19 protein-coding genes are annotated in these 24,645 nt (G+C 49.0%); 11 read left to right on the plus strand and 8 right to left on the minus strand.

Annotated features, from left to right (window positions below):
- Positions 1-48: 48 nt before the first annotated feature.
- The 3 genes from F459_RS0100925 to F459_RS0100935 are packed head-to-tail and all read left to right on the plus strand — an operon-like array spanning position 49 to position 6,290.
- A complete protein-coding gene (locus tag F459_RS0100925) occupies positions 49-3,921 on the plus strand; it encodes a PAS domain S-box protein (protein WP_020610859.1) in 3,873 nt (1,290 codons plus the stop codon).
- On the plus strand, positions 3,918-5,945 hold the full coding sequence (locus tag F459_RS22000) for a glycosyltransferase family 2 protein (RefSeq protein ID WP_020610860.1): 2,028 nt from the start codon (positions 3,918-3,920) through the stop codon (positions 5,943-5,945). Before F459_RS0100925 ends, F459_RS22000 begins: the two co-directional genes overlap by 4 nt.
- A 3-nt stretch (positions 5,946-5,948) precedes the next feature.
- Positions 5,949-6,290 carry an STAS domain-containing protein gene (locus tag F459_RS0100935; protein WP_020610861.1) on the plus strand — a complete coding sequence of 114 codons (342 nt, stop codon included), beginning with the start codon at positions 5,949-5,951 and terminating at the stop codon, positions 6,288-6,290.
- Between the two features lie 3 nt (positions 6,291-6,293).
- Here the strand turns inward: F459_RS0100935 and glgX are convergent, their stop codons facing one another.
- The 8 genes from glgX to F459_RS0100975 all read right to left on the minus strand — a co-directional run bounded on the left by glgX (position 6,294) and on the right by F459_RS0100975 (position 15,389).
- Positions 6,294-8,396: a glycogen debranching protein GlgX gene (glgX, locus tag F459_RS0100940; RefSeq protein ID WP_020610862.1), complete on the minus strand. Its 2,103-nt coding sequence runs from the start codon at positions 8,394-8,396 to the stop codon at positions 6,294-6,296.
- A 238-nt stretch (positions 8,397-8,634) separates the two neighbouring features.
- Positions 8,635-9,744, minus strand: a complete 1,110-nt coding sequence (locus F459_RS0100945) for an ABC transporter permease (RefSeq protein WP_020610863.1) — start codon at positions 9,742-9,744, stop codon at positions 8,635-8,637.
- Positions 9,745-9,747: 3 nt separating this feature from the next.
- Positions 9,748-10,851: an ABC transporter permease gene (locus F459_RS0100950; RefSeq protein ID WP_020610864.1), complete on the minus strand. Its 1,104-nt coding sequence runs from the start codon at positions 10,849-10,851 to the stop codon at positions 9,748-9,750.
- Entirely contained in the window at positions 10,848-11,603 is a 756-nt protein-coding gene (locus F459_RS0100955) for an ABC transporter ATP-binding protein (RefSeq protein WP_020610865.1), read from the minus strand. The genes F459_RS0100950 and F459_RS0100955 overlap by 4 nt, the downstream gene beginning before the upstream one ends.
- A complete protein-coding gene (locus F459_RS0100960; RefSeq protein ID WP_020610866.1) occupies positions 11,600-12,550 on the minus strand; it encodes an ABC transporter ATP-binding protein in 951 nt (316 codons plus the stop codon). Before F459_RS0100960 ends, F459_RS0100955 begins: the two co-directional genes overlap by 4 nt.
- Entirely contained in the window at positions 12,537-13,424 is an 888-nt protein-coding gene (locus tag F459_RS0100965) for an HlyD family secretion protein (RefSeq protein WP_020610867.1), read from the minus strand. The genes F459_RS0100960 and F459_RS0100965 overlap by 14 nt, the downstream gene beginning before the upstream one ends.
- A complete protein-coding gene (locus F459_RS0100970; RefSeq protein WP_245540039.1) occupies positions 13,421-14,722 on the minus strand; it encodes a TolC family protein in 1,302 nt (433 codons plus the stop codon). The genes F459_RS0100965 and F459_RS0100970 overlap by 4 nt, the downstream gene beginning before the upstream one ends.
- 22 nt (positions 14,723-14,744) lie before the next feature.
- On the minus strand, positions 14,745-15,389 hold the full coding sequence (locus F459_RS0100975; RefSeq protein ID WP_020610869.1) for a TetR/AcrR family transcriptional regulator: 645 nt from the start codon (positions 15,387-15,389) through the stop codon (positions 14,745-14,747).
- Between the two features lie 231 nt (positions 15,390-15,620).
- On the opposite strand from F459_RS0100975, the gene F459_RS0100980 reads away from it, so the two are divergent.
- From F459_RS0100980 to F459_RS0101015, 8 genes are all read left to right on the plus strand, one after another.
- Positions 15,621-16,616: a LacI family DNA-binding transcriptional regulator gene (locus F459_RS0100980; protein WP_013255988.1), complete on the plus strand. Its 996-nt coding sequence runs from the start codon at positions 15,621-15,623 to the stop codon at positions 16,614-16,616.
- Between the two features lie 8 nt (positions 16,617-16,624).
- On the plus strand, positions 16,625-17,596 hold the full coding sequence (locus F459_RS0100985) for a ComEC/Rec2 family competence protein (RefSeq protein ID WP_020610870.1): 972 nt from the start codon (positions 16,625-16,627) through the stop codon (positions 17,594-17,596).
- Positions 17,593-18,564 carry a tripartite tricarboxylate transporter substrate binding protein gene (locus tag F459_RS0100990; protein ID WP_020610871.1) on the plus strand — a complete coding sequence of 324 codons (972 nt, stop codon included), beginning with the start codon at positions 17,593-17,595 and terminating at the stop codon, positions 18,562-18,564. Before F459_RS0100985 ends, F459_RS0100990 begins: the two co-directional genes overlap by 4 nt.
- Positions 18,565-18,623: 59 nt before the next feature.
- Positions 18,624-19,088 (plus strand): tripartite tricarboxylate transporter TctB family protein, encoded by a 465-nt coding sequence (locus F459_RS0100995; RefSeq protein WP_013255985.1) that lies wholly within the window; start codon positions 18,624-18,626, stop codon positions 19,086-19,088.
- A 13-nt stretch (positions 19,089-19,101) separates the two neighbouring features.
- Entirely contained in the window at positions 19,102-20,607 is a 1,506-nt protein-coding gene (locus F459_RS0101000) for a tripartite tricarboxylate transporter permease (protein ID WP_013255984.1), read from the plus strand.
- Between the two features lie 91 nt (positions 20,608-20,698).
- Complete coding sequence (locus F459_RS0101005) at positions 20,699-21,934, plus strand: Nramp family divalent metal transporter (RefSeq protein WP_020610872.1); 1,236 nt, start codon at positions 20,699-20,701, stop codon at positions 21,932-21,934.
- Complete coding sequence (locus F459_RS0101010) at positions 21,934-22,341, plus strand: universal stress protein (protein WP_013255982.1); 408 nt, start codon at positions 21,934-21,936, stop codon at positions 22,339-22,341. Before F459_RS0101005 ends, F459_RS0101010 begins: the two co-directional genes overlap by 1 nt.
- Before the next feature lie 184 nt (positions 22,342-22,525).
- On the plus strand, positions 22,526-24,634 hold the full coding sequence (locus tag F459_RS0101015; protein WP_026294820.1) for a [Fe-Fe] hydrogenase large subunit C-terminal domain-containing protein: 2,109 nt from the start codon (positions 22,526-22,528) through the stop codon (positions 24,632-24,634).
- Positions 24,635-24,645 lie beyond the last annotated feature (11 nt).

Consider the following 24,645-nt stretch of genomic DNA (forward strand, 5'->3'; position numbering starts at 1 on the left):
AATGTGAAATTCGACATCATTAGTGCCTTTTCCTACAATAAGTAGTGTATGCATAGAAAAACAAAGTATGGTCAGAAGTTTGACACGCGAGAAAATCTCTCCAGAGAATATTCTCATTATCTCGATCGTCTGCTTTTGCAATCTTTACCGGCCATCACCGCAGGTGGGGCTGTTGTTTATTTAATTTTTACTTTTTCCTACTTCTTTGCGCGGCCGGGCATGGGAGGACGATTTGCATCGGCCTCGAGCTTGTTGGTCTCAATTGGTATGGTTTCGCTTTGGGCTCTTATTCATTACAGGAGAATAGCGGAATCCCGTTCTCATTGTATTTCCGCCATCATACTTTTGCTTGTCATTGCTAATTCTGTTTTGCATATTCAAGTTCTCGGTGATATCAATGAAAGTGTCATTCTGATGCTCATTGTTGTCGCAGATTCTCTGCTCTTTCTAAAGCGTGCGTGGTTCTATACCGCTTTGGGCGGGACGGGATTAGCCTGGGGCATTGTTACTTTTCGTTGGTTTGATACCTCTCCCGGCTTTCACTCTTTTTTGGGGATGTTTGCCGCTATGGTACTGTCCATCCTTTTTTTCAATATCCGGCTGAAATATCTTATCTATAGTTACCGGAATTATCGTAAAGAAAAGGAACGAGCGGATTTTGGTTTGGAGAAATTACTTGAAGCGGAGGAGGCTTCGAATATTCTAAAACGCCTTACCGAGGTTGCGGTCGAAGGGATTGTTTTCCACGATGGCAAGGTTATTGTCGACTGTAATGATCAGTTTGTGGAATTACTGGGCCATTCCAGCAAACAGGAACTCATTGGGACAGATGTGTACAACATTGTCGATGAGAAATCGCGCTCTCTCATGCGGGAAATGGTAGCGAAGGGATACTCTGATCCCTATGAGGTAGCGGGACAAAAGAGCGATGGTACGATATTTCCTTTGGTAATTCGGGCAAAGACCATTATCGATTCCGAGGAAAAAATGCTTAGGGTTGCTATCCTCCATGACCTGACTGAACAGAGACGACTTCGTGATCGGCTTGAAAAGAATGAGGCTCAATATAGGCTTCTTGCTGAGAACTCAACGGACATTATTTCTCGCTACTCTCCCAAGGATGGTCTCATCTACGTATCGCCTGCCTGTTTATCTATTTTGGGCTACTCACCGGAGGAATTGGTAGGAACTCATGAGTTTAAGCGCCTTATTGTCGGGCCGAATGAGGAACGTTTCGGCATTAAATGGCTTGATAACTACGGCGGAGATATGGTTTCTATCCGAAAAGTATCGAAAAAAGGCGGAAAGGAAAGCATCTGGCTTGAGAGTTCCATGCGGGAGGTTTTTAACAAGGAAACATCTTCCAAGGAAGTTGTTATTGTTTCCCGGAATGTGACGGCCCGTATGCAGGCAGAAGCGTTACGAAAGCGTCTTGCTTCCATCGTTCAATTTTCCTCCGAAGGTATCGTCTTGCTTTCCCTTGATGGATACATTGAAACCTGGAACAAGCGTGCGGAACAGATACTCGGCTATAAGAAGAAGGCGGTACTCCACAAACCCGTGTCGGAGGTCGTCGAGCTTGCGGAATATAGCGATATCGACGGGTTGGTACGGCGCATAACACTTGGCGCGTCCGATATGGAAAGTCGTAAAGAGATTGAAACAGGAGAGGGCCCTTCGATAACCCTCTCTGTCCGTTTTTCTTTGGTCTATGATCACTTTGGAAATATAAATGGGCTTGTTTTGCTGGTAAGAGATATCACCCATCAAGTAGAAGCCGAGCGTTACCTTACCGTCCAATATGGCGTTACCTCTCTTATCGCTCAGGGTATGGGAAGCCGCGAAGAGATTCTTTTCGGTATTATGGAGAAGCTCTGTACCAGTCTTGGCTGGCTTGGAGCGGAATTATGGCTTCCCGATGAAGAGAAGATGCTACTTTCCCGCGGAGGGGTCTGGAGCTCTGACAACCAGGGAATAGAAGATTTCTTTGAAACAAGTAGTGGTACGGTTTTTCGGTACGGTGAAGGGCTTCCTGGTATCGTCTATAGCAAGCATTATCCTGTCTGGATGGCCGATCTCATTGAAACCTCGAAATTTGTCAGGTCTGATCTCGCCAAGCGGAATGGTTTGAAGAGTTCTGTAGGACTTTGCGTGTACGAGGGCGAGACCGTCTTTGCGATTATCCTGTTGTTTACCTCAAAACGCTTGGCGAAAAATCAGGACCTTATCGAAATCCTTCATGCCATAGGCGGACAGGTCGGACAGCTGTTGCGAAAAAAAGAGACGGAACAGGAATTGCGAAATAGTGAGTCGCGCTTTCGCGCAATAAGCGAGGCATCTCCTCTCGGTCTTTTTGTAACCGACAATGGGGGAAATTGTATCTATACCAATAGTCGGTACCAGGATATTACTCATCTCAGTTTTGAGAATGCTTTGGGAAAGGGTTGGGCCCGGGTAATTCATCCCGATGATATCGATACTGTTACAAAAGAATGGTACAAGTCTGTCGAAGAATCCCGTATATATCAGGGAGTTCATCGAGTCGTTGTCGACGGCGACGATGTCTGGGTCAGTGTTCATGGAGCGGCATTCAGGGATCATGATAAGGTCATAGGCCATGTCGGCACAATGGAAGATATTACCAGACAACGACAGCAGGATGCTGAATTGGAAAGGTATTCTCTTCATCTCAGTGATTTGGTCGAAGAGCGAACAAAGGAGCTTCGTTTGCTCCAGAAACAGCTCCTTGACCGTCAGCGCGATCAACAGGAACTACAGCTGGCGGCCGATGTACAAAGAAACTTGTTGCCGCAAAAGCTTCCGACGTTTCCCGGTTTTTCTTTTTCCGCACAGGCCTATCCCGCCAGATATGTAAGCGGGGATTTCTATGATTTTGTGACCTGTGATGACAAAATTCTTTATGTTCACTTGGCCGATATTGCCGGAAAAGGTATCCCTGCTGCTCTCCTGACCTCGTCGGCCCGGGCTTTCCTGCGTTCCGGGAGTGAGGGGGGGCTGGAACCTGATGCCATGATTTCATCGGTAAACGACCATCTTTTTGAAGATCTTCTCGCTTCGGAAAAGTTTATCACCATGCAAGTAGCCAAAATAAATTCGGATACGGGACGCATCCAATATGCCAGTGCCGGACATACCGATGCATTGCACTTTGTGTCAGCTGCTTCCCGTGTCGAAAGAATTGGGGCTACCTCGCTTCCCGTAGGTATTGTGAGGCAGCTTGATTCGGAGATGGAAGAGATTGCGCCGCGTCCGGGAGATCTGTTTTTGTTTTACAGCGATGGTGTAACCGAAGCTGAGAATGAGAACGGAGAATTGTTTGGTGTCGAACGCTTGGAACAGATCTTTTTGAAGTGCGGAAAAGAACGAAAAGGGAATGATGAGATCCTTCAGACGATTCTTACAGCCGTTGATAGCTTTTCCGGAACCGAGTATCGAAGCGATGATGTCACCCTTATTGTCTTTTCGGCGGATTCGCGCTTTCCGTCGCGGCAGGAACCGAATGTTCTTGATGCCATTGATAGCCTTGCTTCGTGGGTGAACGTTCAACTTATGGGATATGGTGAAGAGATTAGTTCTCAAGTGGAGCTTTGTGCCTCAGAACTCATTACCAATTCCATACGCCACGCCTATGGTGGTGTTGAATCCGAAGGATTGGGAAAGGACTATGTTCGAATCAGCCTGGAACTTGAGGCCGATTCGATTGTCTTTCATCTCTTCGACAGGGGCAAGTCCTTTCGTTTTGATGCCGTCGAAGAACCCAACCTGGAACAGGCCAATGAGGGCGGCTATGGGCTTTGGCTTATCCGTCAGGTGATGGATGAGGTCCTCTACCATCCTGGCCAGCAGGGAGAAGAAAATCATTGGATACTGAAAAAGCGTATGGAAAGGAGTCTGATATGAAATCGGATGGCGCGCGCTTTTGGGGCTGTTTTGCTCCTTCGGACGATCCCCGAAGAATAAAGACACGGGTACTGGGATTCCGTGTACTTGCAGCAGCTACTATTGTCCTTGCTTTTAACTACATCATTTGGCGTTATACGAAGAGCCTCAATCTTAACGCCCTTTGGTTTGCTATTCCCATGGTAGTTGCCGAAACCTATGGAATCATAGAGAGCTTTCTTTTCATTTTTATGATCTGGAAGCCTGCAAGCCGCCGGACCCCAACTGCTCTTGCGACAGGCTCGGTCGATGTTTTTATCGTGACCTATGATGAGCCTGTGGAATTGCTTCGGATGACGGCAGAGGCCGCCATGAATATCCGCTGGCGTGATAAGTCGGTCTTCATCCTGGATGACGGAAACCGACCGGCCATGGCAAGGCTTGCCGACGAGCTTGGCTGCTCCTATATTACTCGTGGTAGTGAGTGGGAAAGCAAGCCACGTCACGCAAAGGCCGGGAACATCAATAATGCCCTGCTGCAAACCTCCGGGGAATATATCCTGATTCTTGATGCCGATCAGATTCCTGCTCCTCTCATCGTGGAGCACACCATCGGTTATTTTTCGGATCCGGAAATCGCATTTGTCCAGACACCTCAGTATTTTTACAATATCCCTCCGGGGGATCCTTTCGGTAGTGATGCTCCGCTTTTTTACGGCCCGATCCAGCAGGGCAAGGATGGAAGAAATGCCGCCTTTTTTTGCGGTTCGAATGCACTACTCAGGAGGGAAGCCCTGCTCCAGCTTGGTCTGACCGGCTTTGTTCAGGAAATGGAAGAACAGATGGAAGAGGGCATAGCACGGCTTCGAAAAAGTGTGCGAAAGATTAATACCTCCACGAAAAGTCAGAAAGAAGCCAGAGCTATTCTCAAAGAGGGCTTGAAAAGGGCTGAGCAATTAATTAAAACGGGCTCTCCCCTTGAGCACGCCAGCGATCAGGTGCGGAAGGCCCTTCGGGATGCCGAGAAGGTGATGACTGCCTCCGATGTAGGGGAGATAGCCCTGATGTTACGTGAGATGGCGGAGCAGGGGGACCAGGCGGCCATGGAGGCCTATACTCAACTTATCGCGAGTCAGGAGGATCTATTCACAAGTACGGAGGAAGAGCAGCCGGGAGCAAGGATGGGATTCTCCGTTAGTGACTTGGAGAGCATCAATCTAACCCGTTCCGAAGAGGCCATACCCATCCAGTCGCTGGTAACCATCAGTGTGACTGAAGATATGGCAACGGCAATGCGGCTTCATTCCCTCGGTTGGAAAAGCATCTTCCACTCGGAAATTCTTGCCTACGGCTTAGCTCCGGAGGATCTCGAGAGTTCTCTCAAACAACGGCTTCGCTGGGCCCAGGGGACAATCCAGGTCTTTTTCAAGGAAAACCCGTTTCGTATCAAAGGGCTCAGCTTTACTCAGCGTTTAATGTACTTTGCCACCATGTATTCATATTTCAGTGGCTTCTTTACTATTATCCTGCTTCTTGCTCCTGCTGTGTACCTCTTTACCGCTATTCCCCCTGTTACCTCCTGGTCCTGGGAATTTCTTGCCCACTTACTGCCGTTTTTTATTCTGAATAAGCTGCTCTTTCGTTATCTGTCCTGGGGAATCCCTGTGCATCGAGGAGAGCAGTACAATCTCGGCCTCTTCCCTATTTTCATTAAAGCGACGTTGACAGCCCTTTTTAAAAAGAATTTGTCTTTTATCGTCACTCCGAAAAATCGACAGCGCCGACATGGCGGACTCAATCTTGTCATCCCTCAATTGGGGGTCATACTTGTCACGGCCATGGCCATGGTTTACGGCACGTTTTCTTATGTGAATGGTTCGGCGCTTACTATCGGAGGTTTACTGATTAATTGTGGATGGGGACTCTACAACATCTATATGCTTTCTGCCATTGTCTATGCCGCCGTATATAAAGCGCCGGAGGGATGGGAAGCTCATCCTCCTGCTTCGCTTTTTCCAGGCGACTATAATAAACATAAGGAGTAATATATGGATTTTTCAGTTAATGTTGAATACCTGGATGAGACACATGCCCTCATTGTTTTGCAGGGACGGCTTAATGCCGTTCATGCGGCGGATGTCAAGAAACAAATTAAGGATTCCGTTGTCGAAAAGAGAAACCTGATTATTCTTGATCTGAATGGTGTTGAGTTCATGGATAGTTCTGGTTTGGCGGCTTTGGTTACCGGACTCAAAACGACCCGTGATGCGGCCGGCTATCTCCGCCTTTTGGGCGCAAATAAACAGGTTTTGTCGGTTCTGAAGCTGACACGTCTGGATCGGGTTTTTGAGCTCTATGATGATCTTGATGCAGCCAGAGGGGCATCGTAGCCGTCACTCTGTTGGGTCGGATACAAGGACCACGACGGAGCGTGCCTTTACCATATAGCTGCCTTGGTCGCTGAGAAGTAGACTTGTTCCCATTTCGAGGATGTCGACGTCCTCGGCGGTGTCGATTTTTCGACGCCAGATCTTGCAGGATGGGGGAGGGGCCAGGGTAAAGCGGGTGTCCTCACCTGTAGCGTTGAACATGAGGTAAAAATCGTTGTCGTCCTTGTCTGCCTGTATTTCGGCCTTGCTCCCGTCAATGAGAATCGCCAGACGATTTTCTTTTCTGTTCCACTCCACCGCCTTACACCATTCATTGTACCAGGAAATATCCATGAGTCCATTACTGCTGATATCCTTACCGGAGAAAAAGTCGAAGCGTTTAAATGCGGGGTGTCGTCGGCGGAATTTGATCAGCTCCTTACAAAATCTGAATACATCCCCATGGCGTTGCAGAAGTTCCCAGTCGAACCAGGAAATTTCATTATCCTGGCAGTAGGCATTGTTGTTGCCCTGTTGGGTGCGTCGAAACTCATCTCCTCCCAGCAGCATTGGTGTTCCCGTTGCAAGAAGCAGGGTCGCAAGGAAGTTCTTCACCGTACGGTTTCGTTCTGCTTCGATCTCCGGGTCGTCGCTTGGTCCCTCTATGCCGTGGTTGTAGGAAAGGTTTGCATTGTTACCGTCCCGATTTTCTTCTCCGTTCATCTCGTTATGCTTTGTATTGTAGCTGACCAGATCATTCAGGGTGAAACCGTCGTGGGAAGTGATGAAGTTGATGCTATGGAAAGGTTTTCTCCCTGTTTTTCTGTACAGATCCGAACTCCCAGAGAAACGCATGGCCAGAGCGGAGATCATGCCGGGCTCGTCGAGCCAGAAGCGGCGGACATCATCCCGAAAACGATCGTTCCACTCCGCCCATCGCCCGCCGGGAAAACTTCCGACCTGGTAGGTCCCTGCGGCATCCCATGCCTCTGCAATGATCTTGGTGTCCCTGAGCACCGGGTCCTCTGCTATCCGTTCAATGATGGGAGGGTTTTCGAGGAGTTTGCCGCTGCCGTCCCTGCCGAGGATCGACCCCAAATCGAAACGGAAGCCGTCCACATGCATCTCCATGACCCAGTAGTGGAGGCAGTCGAGAATCAACGATCGGACAATCGGGTGGTTGCAATTCATGGTATTCCCGCAGCCCGAGTAGTTCATATAGCCCTTGCGGTCCGGGGTAAGAATATAGTAGATGCTGTTGTCCAGTCCCCGAAAGGAGAAGGTCGGCCCCTCTTTATTGCCTTCTGCGGTATGATTGAAAACAATGTCGAGGATCACTTCTATCCCCGCCTTGTGCAGCTCCCGCACCATCTCCTTGAACTCATGAACCTGATCTCCCTCGCAGCCGGAAGATGAGTAACCGCAGGTCGGCGCGAAGAAACCTACGGTGCTGTAGCCCCAGTAGTTTGTGAGCAACGCTTCGTTGACGGGATTGTACCGGGAAAACTCCCGCGGGTTGAACTCATGGACCGGAAGGAATTCTATGCTGGTGATTCCCAGTTCTTTGAAATAGGGAATCTTTTCGATAACGGCCTTGTAGCTGCCGGGAGCGGCGGATGATGCAGAACGATGACGGGTCAATCCTCCAACATGTGCCTCATAGATGATGCAGTCACGCAATGGATAGTTGAGAGGTTTGTCTCCCTGCCAATCAAAATAGTCGTTCACCACCACGCATTTGGGCGTCAACTCCCGCCGCCACTCAACCCACGGCCTTTCTTGTGCAATTGCCTTTGCATAAGGATCTATGATAAGGGCCTCCGGATCAAAGCGATGGCCCCTTTCGGGTTCAAAAGGGCCGTCGATTTGATAAAGGTAGAACTGACCTGTTCTTAGTCCGTGTATATGGATATGCCAGATATCCCCGGTCTTGTTTTGTTTCGGATCAAGCTGATATGTTTCCGAAGGGTTTGTGTCATCAGCCTCGTCGAAGAGCAGAAGACGTACCGCCGTAGCATTACGTGAGAAAATGCTGAACTGTGCCCCCCGCCCCGTAATGTAGGCCCCGAGGGGCAGGGGATGCCCCGGTTCGATGGTCCGCTGTTTCTTATCAGTTGATAACTCCATTGGGGCTAATATACTACTTTTTGTCGGGAATATATAACGGCGCACTAAAAAAAGTTTAAATCATTGGAACCTGAGGAATTTCGAACCAAACCGATAATCCATGCGGTATTACATTGGATCTTTACCTGATTTTTGCTTCACAAGAAACCTCCGTTTGGTTAATTACGGAAGGCATGCTACCTGCAAAAAGTAAACAAATTGTAAAGGCTTTCTAGTAAATCTGTGGAAAAAGGCTTTTTCACCCCAGCCTCTTATGAAAGCGCAAGGCGGCCCCGATGAGGAGGGTAAGCCCTATACTCCCCATTGCAGCGGCCTCGCGCCAGAGGTAACGGAAGGGGGTCGCCTTAAGGTAGATTTCCCGAAGGACGTTTATGAAATAGCGCAGGGGATTAACCAAGGTGAGATACTGGACGAATATCGGCATGTTTTGAATCGGAACAAAAAAACCGGAAAGCAGAAGCATAAAAATGATGATGAAATAGGCGACGAACATCGCCTGCTGTTGGGTCTGCGTTATGGTCGAAACAAAGATTCCAAGCCCCATGGTCGAGAGGAAAAAGAGGCCGACCATTGCATAGAGGAGGGGCAGGCTGCCGCGTAATGGGATTGCGAAGATGATTCGGGCGGCAAGCACACCGATGGTAAACTGCAGGAAGCCCAGGACGGTAAAGGGAATGATCTTACCGATAATCAGCTGCCACCCTTCCAGCGGGGTCACCATGAGCTGCTCCAGTGTTCCGATCTCTTTTTCCCGAACGATATTGAGGGCGGTAAGCATGGTTGTCATCATGACCAGAAGGATGCCGATGAGACCGGGAACGAAGTTGAGGGTGCTGTCGAGATCGGGATTATAGAGCATGCGCGGGATCAGATTGATGGACGCGGTACTTTGTCCTGCTGTATGGAGTACCCAATCATGTTGGACCTTTGCAAGTACCGAATTGATATACCCGAGGCTGATTCCTGCCGAGTTGCCGTCCACCCCGTCGATAAGGACCTGAATGCCGGGCCTGATCCCCCTGGAGAGATCACGCTCGAAGTGCCGGGGAATTACGAGCACAAGCTTGAGGCGTCCATCGTCCATCTCTGCTGTTGCCTCCTGCCGTGACTGGACCTCACCGAGATAATCGAAAAGATTCACTGCCTTAAACGCTTCGATCACCTCTCTGCTGTGCGGAGAGCAATCAAGATCCAAAACCGCTGAAGGAATATGTTTTACCTCATTGGTGATGGCCGATCCCATAATCAGTAGCTGCATGAAGGGTGCGATAAAAATAATGCCGATATAGGCCTTGGTTCGGCGGATCTGCCTGAACTCTTTCCGTACGACCGCGATGATTCGTCTCATGATCTACTCCAAGCGAATTCGAAATGCTCTGATACTTACCGTGATGAGAAAGATATCTATGCCAAGCAGCACGGCCGCCTGCCGATAGATTTGTGCGATGCCGTTTCCCTTCAGAACGATTCCCCGAATGATCTCGATAAAATAGGTTGCCGGTACGATCCTGCTGAAGTATTGAAATGCCCGGGGCATGCTGCTGATGGGAAAGATAAATCCGCTCATCAGCATGGAAGGAAGGATGGTCAGGGTGATGGCCGCAAGCATCGCCACCGATTGACTTTGGGAGATCGTCGATACCAGTATGCCGAGACTGAGTCCAGTTACGACATAGATCACCATCATACAGGCGACAAGAAGGAAGGACCCCTGAATCGGAACATCGAAAAGGAGGCTGCCGAGAACCAGGATAACTACCCCGTCGACAAAGCCGAGGAGGGTATAGGGGAGGACCTTACCGATGATGATCTGGGACGGCTTTACCGGGCTGACCAAAAGCTGCTCCATGGTTCCGCTCTCCTTTTCCCGTACAATGGCGATGCTTGTCAGAAGGGCGCTTATCAGGATAAGGATGAGGGCGATAAGTCCGGGAATGAAGAATGGTGCCGACCGCATATCCGGGTTGTAGAAGATCCTCGGCTCTACGGAAAAGAGTCCGGCCTCTGTTCCGTTACGCCTTATCATCTCCTCTGAGGTCACCTTTCCCATATAATTCTGGATGAAGCTCGCCGCATTGGGATCGCTTGCATCGATCACGAGTTGAAGGTCTGCCTGTCGACCTGAAATTATGCTTTCGGCGTAATCGCCGGGGATAAAAAGAACACACAGGGCCATCCTGCTTTGAAACAGGGTATTGATGTCGTGAATGCCGCTGTCCACCTTGCTTATCCGGAAGAAATCGGTTGAAGAAACGTGGCGGATCAGCTCCCGGCTCTGCGGCGTGCCGGAATTGTCGATGACCATGATAGTGATACGTTGCATGTCGAGGGTGATGGCGTAGCCGTACAGCAGCAACATGAGGACAGGCATGGTAAGAACCATAAAAAGACTTTGCTTGTCCCTGAGGATGTGGACAATCTCCTTCCCGACGATCGCCGGAATCGAACTCTTCATATCTTTTCCTCCCGTACGGCTTCGAGAAATACTTCCTGCATGGAGCGTACTCCGTAGCGTTTCTTCAACTCCTGCGGGCCCGACAATTCGATAATCTCACCCTGTTTCATGATCGCCAGGCGATTACAATACTCCGCCTCATCCATATAGTGTGTGGTGACGAATACTGTCTTACCCGTTTCCGCAAGCTGATAGATGAGCAGCCAAAAACTACGCCGTGCCACGGGATCGACACCGCTTGTCGGCTCGTCGAGGAAAATGATGTCCGGATCATGAAGCAGGCTGGCGCACAATGCCATGCGTTGCTTCCATCCCATGGGAAGGGAGGCTGCCAGTTGGTCCGCATGTTCGTTAAGGCCGATAATCGCGAAAAGTTCTCTGCTCCGTTCGATCACTTCATTGCGGCCGAGGCCGTAGATTCCACCGTAGAATTCGATATTCTCCATGACCGTGAGGTCTTCGTATAGGCTGAATTTTTGGCTCATGTAGCCGATACGTTCCTTTATCTTCTCGTATTCACTGCTGATATCGAAACCGGCTACCCTTCCGCTTCCGCCGGTGGGCGAGAGTAAGCCGCAAAGCATACGAATGGTCGTTGTCTTGCCTGCGCCGTTCGCACCGAGAAATCCGAAGATTTCTCCCTTCGCAACCTGGAAGGAAATTCCATTTACCGCAATAAAATCGCCGAAGCGACGTGTCAGCCCGTCGACATCGACGGCGGATCTTTCCTCCATGTTTTTTCCCTCTATCATGTATACCTTCCTTTCGTTTCCATAAGGAGGAGAAACAGGTCCTCAATCCCCGGTTCTATCCGAACGATATTGTCGAGTGTATACGGAGTGCTTTGGATGAGCGTTTCGATATGCTTCGAATCTTCTGCCTTCTTCAAGGTAAAGTGAACACCGTCGCCGAATAGATTACACTGGTCGCAGAGACCGCTTTCGTCGAGAAACCGGTAGATTTGATGTGCTTTAGCTCCTTCTGCACGGTAGAGGGGAACCTCGTAATAGGATTTGAGCCTATTCGGTTCATCGACAGCCAGAAGCTTTCCGCCGAACATCAGGCCCACCATGTCGCAAAGATAGGCCTCGTCCATGTATGCGGTACTGACAAGGATAGTCGTACCCTCATCGCGTAGCGAGGTAAGGATCGCCCAGAAATCGTTTCGCGAAACAGGGTCGACGCCGAAGGTCGGCTCATCAAGAATGATAATCTCCGGAGCATGAACCAGCATGCAGGAGAGGGCGAGCTTTTGTTTCATTCCGCCGGAGAGGGCGCCGGCCCTGCGTTTCGTGAAACTCCCGAGGCCGGAAAATTCGTACAGTCTTTGAATACGTTTTTCAAGATCGCTCCGTTCGACTCCGAAAAGCCGGCCGAAGAAGCGCAGATTTTCCTCCACGCTCAGATCCTGATAAAGGCTGAAACGCTGCGGCATGTAACCGACATGAGATCGGACGAAGTCGGCACTTTTATTCACCCTCCTTCCCTGAAAGTAGAGTTCGCCTTCGTCCAGGGTGAGTAAAGAGACGAATGCACGTATGAGGGTGGTCTTTCCCCCTCCGTCCGGGCCGATCAGACCGAAGATTGTGCTTTTTTTTACGGAAAAGGAGACCCTGCTGAGTGCCTTGATCGCTCCGTACCCTTTTGAAACGGCCCGGGCTTCGAGGGCGGCCGTTGCTTCTTTTTCAGAGGTATACATCTACCGGCATTCCTATCTTTAGCAGACCACCAGGATTCGGAACACTAATCTTTACCTCGTAGACCAGGGTTTCGCGGGTTTCCTTGGTAAGAATCGTCTTTGGGGTGAATTCCGACTCGTCGGCTATCTGTTCGACCTTGCCCGTCAACCTTTCTTCGCTTCCCGTCACCATGATCGAAACCTCGCTTCCGATGCGAAGCGCCGGCAGCTGGGCAAGGGGGACATAGATCTTGACGGTAAGCGAGGAGAGATCGGCAAGTTCGAAAAGGGGAGTTCCTGTGGCGGCCAGCTCTCCTGCTTCATGAAAACGATTCAGGACCACTCCGTCTATGGGGGCGCTTATCGACGAGTCGCGGATGGCTATGTCGGTGAGTTTCATGCCGGCAAGAAGTTCTTTCTTCTGTGCCTGCAGCAGGTCGTAGTTTGCCTCAAGTCCCCTTATTTTCGACCTGCCGACCCCTACCTGGGTGGCCAGCTCGTCCCTTCTCTGCTGAGTTGCTCCTCCCTGCGGCAGAAGCTTTTCGGTTTTGGCAAGGGTCTCCTCGCTGAGTGATAGTTCCTTCTTGGCTTGATCGATCTGGGAGAGGGCGGCCTGTATTCGGGCCTCGATACCGTCGAGCTGGGCAGCCTGCTGCTGGCGCTGCAGCTCCAACCTTTCGGTGTCGATCTCGGCAAGGAGATCCCCCTTTTCGACGCTGGTGCCTTCGTCGACGAGGACCGATGTAATGATACCCGCACTCTGGGAGGAGAGTACAATCGTGTCGCTGTCGGTCTGTCCGCTAAAACTCTGTTCTTCATTTCCGTTCCCACAGCCGGCTATAAGCATCAGGGGCAAGAGGACGGCAAGTATTCGCTTTGAAGCCTGTATGATCATTGTGAAACGCTCCATTGTTCGATTGGTTTTCCGCTTAACATCTCGATACGATTCAGTTCCAGCAGAATTGCAAGGATCTGACTGCGGTAGCGAAGTTCAGCCTGGGTGAGAGCAAGGTTTGCATCGTTGAAGTCCGTTACCGAGGCCATTCCTTCCTTGTATTGTACTTGGATGATCTCCATCTTTTTCGACGTAACGTCAAAGGCTTGTTTCAGTATGGCGAGCTCACTGTCCATACTGATGTAGCGGCGGACTTCCTCTTTGTACATCTGCTCCAACTGTTGCCTGACTGCCCGGCTATTTGCATCAGCCTGGGTTACTGCCGCTCTTGCACCGGCCGATGCAAGCCTGTTGCCTCCCCAGTTGCACGACCAGTTTAGCGAAAGTCCTATTGTGCCGTAGAACATCCACTCGTCTTCGACGGAGTTCGTTCCTGGTTTTCCATAGTGGAGTAGGGAATCCACCGAAAATGTGGGTAGCTGCGCTGACGCTGTGAGCCGTTGCTGGTTTCTCGCCATCTCCTGGCGGATGCGAAACGCCTGCATCTGATACAGCTGTTCGATGTGCAGTTCTGGAACCACCAGAGAAGGGAGCTGTGCGAGAGGCTGTCGGACGGTGAATGTCTTGCTGCCTGTCAGCGTTTCAAGGGTCAGGCGGGCATTGTCGATGTTTGCAGCGGTTTCCATAAGCTGGCGGTCGTAGTCTAAAAGCGCCAATTTGAGGGATAGCAGATCGACTTCGTTTGCCATACCTTGCTCCCTCAGATGTTCCACCTGCTCAAACTGAATTCTTGCCCGCTCTCTTCCAGAGGCAAGGGAGCTGTGCTGTAACTGGGTAGCCTGAACATTTCGGTAGGCGCTTATCGTTTTGAAGGCAACATCGAGTTCCGTCGATTGCAGGGCATTGTCGGCAAGCAGGCTTTGCAACCTCTGCTGTTCGATGTTCGATTCTACGGCAAAACCGGAAAAAAGAAGCCAGTGAAGGCCTGCCGATAGTTCCATATTGTGTTTCCGGGAAAGGTTCATCGTCGTACTGCCTGTAGGCAGAGTAAGATCGAGTTCATTGTCCGGGGCCCTGTATTGATAGCTGCTGCCGAGGCTCAGCTGTGGGAGACGGTCGTAAGCAGCTGCCTGTGCTCCGTATTCGGCTGCTACCGTGCCTGCCCGAGCGGCCGCAATATCGTTATCATGCGCAAGGGCAAGATCAATCGCTTCTTGTGGTGTCTGGGCAAAACTTGTAATAGCGGTACAAAAAAAGATGCCGATAAGTACTATTGAAACAGGCGGTCTGTATCGCATGAAGACCGGTTTTAGACCCGCCTTACGCCTTGATACCGTAGTAGAGAACATTGAAAATTTCCTCCTTGCGTTCTTCGATGAAGGCCGCCCGATCGAACACCCCGGCGCTATCTTGTTTTTTAATGATCTCCATGGCGATGGGCTCGGCAACAAAGAAGTAGATACAGCCTCCAATCAGGGTGAGAAGGAATTGAATGGGATCGATCCGGCGTATTGTTCCGGCCTCAAGTGCCTGGCTAACGCGCGACATCAATAATTCGGGTAGGACCATCTCTTCTCGGTCGACAACATCCCTCAGTACCTCGCGCACTGTTGCGCCGCCACGGGAAAGTTCTTGCATGATGAATATAGGCAACTGTGGATTATCATTCGCCGTGTCGATAATTGCCGCAATCGCCTTCCTCAGAAAGCTCTCAAAGTCATCAGCCTCATCGTAGTTGATGCTGGCCTGCCGAAAGAAAAAGGTGAGGACTTGCTGAAGAATCCGTCTGTAGAGATTTTCCTTTGAACGGAAATAATAGTGGAGAAGGGTTTTATTGATTCCCGCCCGATCTGCAATTTCCTGCATTCTTGCTCCGCTCCATCCTTTTTCGATGAAAACCTTCATGGCCGCCTCAAGGATGAGCTCCTCTTTCGACGGCTCGTTATCGGAAGATAATGTGAACATGTGTACCTCCGTGTTTACCACATGATTAAACTTTATGGTTTAACCATGTGGTAAAATATGTGATGAAAGAAAAAAGGTCAAGAGGGATGTTTCTGGTTATGTGAAGGAATCGTATCACCAATATTCGGAACACTACTCAAGATTTCCTTGCGCTTTCCCATATCCATGATACAATACTTGTAATGAGAACGTTCTCATTGTGAAACCTCATATTCATCAGGAGAAGTCGACATGGGGGCGACAATATTGGATGTTGCTAAGCTTTGCGGTTATTCAAAAACTACCATTTCCCGTGCTTTCGCTTCACCCGAGAAGGTTTCAGAAAAGACCCGAACCATCATTTATAAAGCGGCAAAGGAGATCAACTACACTCCTGATGCCATTGCCAGAGCCATGGTCAGGAAAAAAACCGACAATATCGGTTTTATTGTTGCCGACCAGCAATATCCTGTTGTCTTAAACCCGTTTTATTCCCCGGTATTCGAAGGCGTCTTGCGGACCTGCAAGGAGAAGGGGTATTCGGTATTCATAGCATCGGAAAGTGATATCCATATTTCTACAGGGCAAGTATATATGAAAAAGCAGATGGACGGAGTGATTATCTGCGGCCAAACCGATAAGGCGACGATCGAAAGTTTCAAGAGCCAAAATATACCGGTTGTCCTTTTGAACAATATCATTGACATGGATGATCTTGTCTGTGTGGCGGTTGATAACTACAATGGTACGGTTCAGGCTGTTGAGCATTTGATCCAGCGGGGACACGTGGATATTGCAATCATATCAGGTAATTTTTCTCCTAACGTCTACAACGCCAGATACCGTGCCTTCGTCGATACCATGAAGAAGCACGGCCTCGAGATTGACGAGCGGTTTGTAAAGCGTGTGGAACCGAGTCTCGAGGCTTCAATGGAATGTACTACGCAGCTGCTTGCCCAGAAAAGAGAGCCGACTGCCATCTTTGCAACAAATGATGTAATTGCGATTGGAGCGATGAAAGTTGCATTGCGCGCCGGTTACAAGCTTCCGGAGGATCTGGCAATAGTCGGTTTCGACGATAGCGACTACAGCGAAATAGTCGAACCGGAGCTTTCAACCGTAAGGATCAACAAGCTTGAAATAGGAAAGGTTGCTTCCGAGCGGCTCATTGAGATTATTGAGGGCAAAGCGGCGGAGAAAGAGGTCATACTTTCGGAAACAACCTTGCTTGTCAGGGCTACATCATAGGGAAGGATATGGAGATAACGTTTGTAAATGTTGGGTATGGAGATGCCATACTGCTTAGGAACAATGGGCATGCCGCTTTAATTGATGGTGGAAGTTCTTTGGAGGAAGAGTATGCGACAGGGGCGAATCGAATTCGTCTATTTGATTACCTGAAAAAGAATAATATAGGGAAGTTGGATTTCGTTATTCTTACCCATATTCATGAGGATCATGTCTGTGGAGTGACGGATATTCTTAAAGCCGTTGAGGTTGATATGGTCTATGTCCCGTACCTGCCCTCGATTGCAGGGAAGGAAACCATCTCCCTTGTTTCTGAGAAAAGGAGGAACATCGTACTGTATACAAGGGCTCTGAATGCCTTCAAGGAGATACTTGCCTCATCGGTAGAAAAGCGAGTGATCGCCAGCGGCGATTTTATAGAATTTCAGGGGGCCGTGCTTAGGGTCCTTGAACCGTCACGGGCTTCCCTGGCGGCCTATTCTGCGAAAGTTGAGCAGGTGTTTCGAGAGAACTCCGATGCTGTCCTTGATAAGCTCATCGAGCTTGACGAACGTTCCAACGCCTATAGCTTGGTCATCGGGATAGCGTACAAAGATAAAGGTGTTTTGCTTGCCGCGGATAACTGTCCTTCGAATTGGAGGAAGGAAACATTGCTTTTTGCTAAAAATGGGAACGTTCTCAAATTGCCTCATCATGGCCAGGAGGACAGTATTGATGAGACCCTTATAGAATATCTGACCGGTGGTCTGATCGTTACCTGTTCTTCCTCGGATAAACGAAACAATAGTGCCAACCGGAGTGTCTACGACAGATTATCGGATTCCGGAAAGAAATTCCGGTTTTTGTTCACCGATGAGGTTTCATATACTCCGTATTTCGCCGTTGATGCTGGTTTCCAGGCAATCCTGCTTGGGCTCGATGACAGAGAAATATCAGTCAGATTTGACTGGTCAAAAACAGAACAAGGAGATGACGTATGAAAAGAGTATTGGCTTTGATGTGTGTCTTGTTTTTCGCTTTTGGCAGCCTTTTTGCAGAAGGCCAGGCAGAAAAAGAAAAAGCCTTCCCCAGTAAGCAGGTGACTATCATCATGCCCTGGAGTCTTGGCGGGGGGCCGGACACCATTGCGAGGAAGGTTGCATCCTATGGAGAGGAATATCTTGGTGTCCCTGTGATTGTGGAAAATAAGACGGGTGGTGCCGGTACTATTGCGATGAACGAGCTTATGCTTGCCAAGGACGACGGATACACAATGGTAGTCTCAAACGGTCCTCTTTTTTCCCTAACCCCGGCCTTTCAGGATGTTACCTATACCATTGACGACATTACCCCGCTTATCGGCATGCGGATAGTCGAATTTGTTGTTCTTAGCAATCCTTCCTACAGTAAGATCCACAATTTGAATGAACTCATAGCAGCCGCCAAGAACGGGAAGAGGATCAAGTATGCGACCACCGGGGGACCGGGTAATGATAGCTATACGATGATAGCTGTGCTATTTAAAAAGCTCGGCATCGATGCGCAAGCAGTACCCTATAATGGTGGCCAGGATGCGATCAATGCACTTATCGGCGGCCACGTTGATATCGCAATCGGCAGCCCCCCGGTATATAGAGACTATGTGAAAAGCGGAGAGTTGGCTTGTCTTGGCACTTTTATCCCTGAAGGCATTGATGTCGAAGGGATCGGCCATATTCCCTCATTTAAATCCCAGGGAGTTGATGCGGAATTTATCGGAATGGATTATTTTGCGGTAAGAAATAGCGTCGATCCTGCCAAACAAGCAGTACTTACCCAATTTATCCGAGACGTCTATGCTGATCCGACTTTCCAAAAATTCATGAAAGATCTCGGAATGGAAGCGTGGGAAGCAACTGAGGATCAGATCCTCGAGAATATAAGGCTTCAGACAGGGGCTATGAAGGAATACATCGATCTCATCAAATAAGCAGATTATGTTGCCGGCGGGCCTTCCTCCGGCAACATGCTGAATGGAAATATTTTCTTATGAAGATAAAATTTAATGCAGAGATGATAGCCGGAGGGCTTTTTACCGTAGTTTCCGGACTCTTTTGGTTCTTGATTCCTTCCCAGGTCAAGACGATGGAGACTACGGCTATTAATGCCCAGACCTTTCCCAGGATAGCAATTGGCGGGTTATTCATTTTTTCGTTCATCCTGCTTATTCAGGGCTTATTTTTTATTCCGAAGCGAGAGATAGAGCTGGATAAGGAGTATAGGAATACCAGGGAATACCGAGATGTGGTAAGAAGTTCCGTCTATATTCTCATCATCATCGGCTTCGTTTTTTTGTTTAAATTCTTCGGTTTCATACCGTCCACTATTTGTATGGTGTTTGCGGTGCTTCGTTACTATGGGGCACGTACATGGTTTTACTATGCAATTCCGCTTTCGGTCGTCGGCATAGTCTATTTCCTGTTTTCCACCATGTTACATATCTCATTGCCTTGAAGGAGGAGCCAAAGTGGAAATTTTCTTGGATGGATTGCATACATTGGCAAGCTGGCAGGTCCTCCTTGCCATTCCCGTCGGCCTTGTGATAGGAATTATTGTCGGCGCTATTCCGGGGCTTACTTCCGATCTTGGAATCATACTTTGTATTCCGTTGACCTACGGTATGGAACCTTCCGTTGCGATTATTATCCTCCTGGCGATATATGTCGGCGGTACCTACGGTGGATCAATCACTGCCATCCTGATAAACACGCCCGGAACCTCGGCAAATGCCGCTACCCTGTTCGACGGCTATCCGATGACGCAAAGGGGGGAGGGCTACAAGGCTCTTTCCATGGCTTTGCATGCGTCTGTTATCGGCGGCTTGGTGAGTGCCTTCGTTCTTCTCTTCGCTGCTCCTCAAATTGCAAAGATAACCCTTCTCTTCGGACCTGCGGAGTATCTTGCCTTGTCCGTATTCGGTCTCTCCGTTATCGCCGGTGTATCCAACAAGAATATCTTCAAAGGGCTTATGGGTGCTTGTATTGGAATTTTTGTCTCGACGATCGGCATGGACAATATCAGCGGGGCCGTGAGGTTCACCTTTGGAAATATCAATATCAGACGGGGAATCGATCTCATTATTGCTTTGATAGGTTTATTTGCAATTTCTGAGATTCTCATGAAGTCTAAGTACAATCCGAAGACAGACCGTAAGGTTGTTGATGCCGATTCAATTACCAAATGTGTGGTAACCAGGGAAGAGTATAAGAGATGCAGAAGGCCAATTACTATTGGGACCCTCATTGGGGTTATCATTGGTGCGACTCCGGGGACCGGAGGTGGGCTTGCCGGATTTATCTCTTACAATCAAACAAAGCAGAGTTCTTCTCATCCTGAAACCTTTGGAAAGGGGGAAATCGAAGGGGTTGCTGCTTCTGAATCGGCAAACAACGGTGCATGTGGTGCTACCATGATTCCAATGCTTACCCTTGGGGTACCCGGCGATGGCGCGACTGCGATACTCATGGGAGCCTTCATGATTCATGGCATGGTTCCCGGGCCGATGTTGTTCAAGGAACAGGGGAATATCCTGTATGCAATCATGATTGGCCTGATAATCGTTAACATTTCCTTATTGATCGTCGGTCGCGTACTTACAAGATACTATGCGCATATTACCAGAATTCCCTTTGAGATCCTTGCATGTATCGTTCTTGTTTTTTGTACTGCAGGCGCCTACTCAACCAATAATAGTATCTACGATGTCTATTACATTTATATCTTCGGGATACTGGCCTATTTTCTGAGGCGTCTTGATTTTCAACTTGTGCCTATTCTTCTTGGAATAGTTCTCGGTCCTCTTGCCGAAATGAATTTCAGGAGAGCCTTGATTCTGTCTGACGGCAGCCTGTCTATCTTTGTAACCAGACCCATCAGTCTGGCGTTTTTGCTGATTGCCTTTGGGTCGACGATTATTTTCTCAATACGAAATCGGAAAATTAATTCGAGAATTGAATCTAAGGCCGGGGTATGAGCTGATGGGATCTGGTGAAGATAAAGCGAATCGTGAGGAGACTACTATTCACTAATCTCTATGTTAAGAGCATAATGATGCCGAGGTAGCTATGGGCATCAAAAAGCGATTCAAAACAATTCTTGCCTTTCTGGGACCGGGGTTTCTTGTGACTGTAGGCTTTATTGATCCCGGCAACTGGGCCACCAATATAGAGGGTGGTTCCCGCTTCGGCTATAGCCTTTTATGGGTGATTTCTTTAAGCACCCTAATGCTTATTGTTGTACAGAATATGGCTGCGAAGTTGGGCATTGCAACGGGAAAGTCTCTGGCTGTCAATATTCGTGATGGCTTTCCCCGACCCGTATCTTTTTTTCTGGGGATTTCGATCGTTGCCGCCTGTGTCGCAACCGATGTTGCCGAGCTTTTGGGCGGTGCGATCGGCTTCAATCTGCTTTTGGGACTGCCTCTCTGGCTGGGGGCTCTTGTGACGGTCTTCCTCGAGGTTTTTCTGATCGTCGGGCAGCGGTATCACAAGCTGGAGCGGGTCATTATTGCCTTCCTCGGCATTATCGCCTTGTGCTATGTCGCGGAGCTGGTCATCGTAAAGCCTGTTTGGCGTGAGGTCTTTCCGTCCCTCGTGATTCCCCGTCTTGATTCCTCCAGCATCTATATCGCCATGGCAATATTGGGCGCGGTGGTGATGCCCCATAATATCTTCCTCCATTCGAATGTTATCCATTCCAGGGAGTGGGGAATAAGCGATGAGAAAAAGCTTTCTCTTTTGAAATATGAACATATCGATACCCTCTCCGCACTTTTGCTTGGTCTGGTCGTGAACGCAGCAATGATCATAGTCGCCGCAAGGGTGTTTCACGGCAACGGTGTTGTAGTAACCAGCATCGAGGATGCTTCGAAAACCTTGGTGCCCTTGGCGGGAAGCTTCGCCGCTTTTCTTTTCGCCGTTGCCCTTGTTTTTTCCGGTGTCGGTTCTTCGGTAACCTCTTCCATGGCCGAGGTCAATGTCATCACGGGCTTCCTCGGAAAACCCGAAGACCCGAAAACCCTGCTGTATCGTATTTCGACTTTTATAACGGCCATTCCCTCCTTTGTCATCATTGTGGCGGCAATCGATACCTACAAGATTTTGATATTCAGCCAGGTGATTTTAAGCATCCAGCTTCCCTTTACCCTGGTGCCCTTGCTGTTGTTGTGTCGAAAGAAATCTCTTATGGGGGTGTTCAGGACAAAATTGCCGGAATTCCTGCTGGCTTCGGCTATCTCTCTCCTCGTCATTGGCCTGAATATCTATCTTCTCTATTCGACCCTTACGGGAGGTGCCGCCTGATGTGTCCTTTTTCCCATATTTTGTTACTCTTGGATTGCTCCCTTGTCGATCATGCCATTATTCCGAAGATCATCGACATGAGCCGTTGCGGAAACGGCAGGGTGACCCTTGCCCATGTCGTTCACTCTCATACCATTGATCAGGACCGCGCTCTAAAGGCCAAGGCCGATCGTTTTCTTGATCCGGTACTCAAGCAATTCCGCGATGCCGGAATCAATGCCGAAAAACTCCTTTTGAGTGGGGAACCCGAAAAAGAATTGGTGAAGGAAATAGGGGAAGGTGACTACGATCTTGTGGCCATGGCAACCCACGGCCACAAAACCTTCTCCGATATCTTGTTCGGTAGCGTCTCTGATTATCTGAAACATGAGACGGACGTTCCTCTGCTCATGGTTCGGGGGAAGTAGGAAACTTGGCGCCGGTCCGATACATCTGCTCTATATGTTATCGTGGTAGTGAATTTATTCCCTCTTGCGATAGGTAGATCCATATTCATAAAAATAAAAGTTACCTAAAACCTTAGCATGGCCGATCCCAATAGATTATGCTTTGATGCATTACCAATATATCTAATGCGGAGGAATGCTCTTAATGAAACAGAGCCTTGCACCAGTAATACAGATTGATGAAAGTAAATGTGTAAACTGCCATGCCTGTATAGCTTCTTGTCCGGTTAAATACTGCATAGACGGAAGCGGCTCTACCGTAACGATTCATCATGATCTCTGTATAGGGTGCGGGAAATGCATAGAAGCCTGCACGCACAATGCGCGATCAGTGGTTGACGACACAGAGGCCTTTTTCGATGCCTTATCACGCAAAGAGCCCATGATCGCCATCGTTGCCCCTTCCGTCGCTTCAAGTTTCCCCGATTCTTACCTCAGGCTGAACGGGTATTTAAAGTCCTTAGGTATTGAGGCCTTTTTTGATGTAAGCTTTGGGGCCGAGCTTACCGTTGCTTCCTATATCAATCATATCAAAACGGATAATCCCGATCTTGTCATAGCCCAGCCCTGTCCTGCCATTGTTACCTACATTGAAATATATCATCCGGAGCTCATTCCTTATCTTGCGCCGGCACACAGTCCTATGCTCCATACCATTGCCATGATTCAGGAATATCGAAAAGAGTTTGCAGACCATAACGTTGCCGTTCTTTCTCCCTGCATTGCAAAAAAACGGGAATTTGCAGAAACAAAGATGGGAGACTACAATGTCACCTTCCTTATGCTGAAAGCATATATGAAGGCTAAAGGGATTGCCCTTTCTTCTTATCCGGAGGTCGACTTTACCGGCCCGGATGCCGAGCGTGCTGTCATGTTTTCGACGCCCGGAGGGCTGATGCAGACGGTGGAGCGTTCTTCGCCCGAACTCCTTTCGGGGATCAGGAAGATTGAAGGTGTTCCCGGGATTTATGAGTATCTTGCCGAGCTTAAGGCTGTTCGTGGTAAGGGGATGCAGCCGCGCCTTGTGGACTGCCTCAATTGTGATCTTGGATGTAACGGCGGAACAGGGACGGGGCTTTCCGAGGCACATGCCGACGAGATCGAGTATCCTATAAAAAAACGAAGGTCCGAGGCCATTCGACAATACGGTAAGGGTTCTCTGAAACCGAAGGTCCGAGCGAAAAAAGTTGATAAGATCATCTCACAGTACTGGAACGAGGGACTGTACAGGCGAAAGTACCGTGATCTTTCGAATAATTTCTCTTTAAAAACGCCCAATACCGAGGAACTTGAAGAAATCTACAAAAGCATGCTGAAAGAGAATGAAGAGGATTTTCTGAATTGCGCCTCCTGCGGCTACGGAACCTGTGAGGCCATGGCATTTGCCATCTTTAATGGCCTTAACAAACCCGAAAATTGCCACCACTACCGGCAGGCAATTGTCACAAAGCAGCAGAATATGATGATAGATCTTGCAAGGAACCTCCATGAAAAAATAGAGAAGGCAGAACACCTTATTCTCAATGTCAAGGAGATCACAGCGGATGTCGAAGGAAAAAGCGAGGAGCAGTTTAAAGCAATAGAAGAATCGGCAAGTGCTGTGGAACAGATGATCCAGTCCGTACATGAAACTTCAGCCTTGTCCGGTAGCAAACGGGAATCCATCTCGTCCTTGAAAGAGTTTGCCCAGTCCAGTGATGAGGAAATGAAGGAGACCATTGAGGCTATCGAGAGTTTAAGTGCATCTGTCGAAGGTATTGGAGACTTTGTCGATATCATTGATCAGGTAGCATCGAATACAAACCTCCTTTCAATGAATGCCGCGATCGAGGCTGCTCATGCGGGAGAATCCGGAAAAGGCTTTGCCGTAGTTGCCGAAGAGATGCGAAGATTAGCCGATATGAGCGGGGAAAACGCTTTGGTTATTCAACAGACACTTGATAAGATGCTGGAACGGATCAATACGACGGCATCCGTATCGCAGAAGGCAACCCAATCCATGAAGCAGGTTATTGAAGGATCTGAGGACATGGCAGAAAGCATGCTGACAATCATCCATACGATGGACGAAATGTCAGCGGCAGGAAGTCAGATCGTTACCTCTCTGGAGAGCCTAAAAACCCTTTCTTCCGAGGTTCAAACGGTATACCATGATGTTATGACCTCAGTCTCGGGCGTGAGTGAAACGGTGTCCGCCATCGGAACGCTGTCCCGCGAAACTATGGCGGTCATTCATGAGACGGAAATGGAGTAGATGCGCCGACA

The organism is Sediminispirochaeta bajacaliforniensis DSM 16054 (genome assembly GCF_000378205.1).
Lineage (GTDB): Bacteria > Spirochaetota > Spirochaetia > DSM-16054 > Sediminispirochaetaceae > Sediminispirochaeta > Sediminispirochaeta bajacaliforniensis.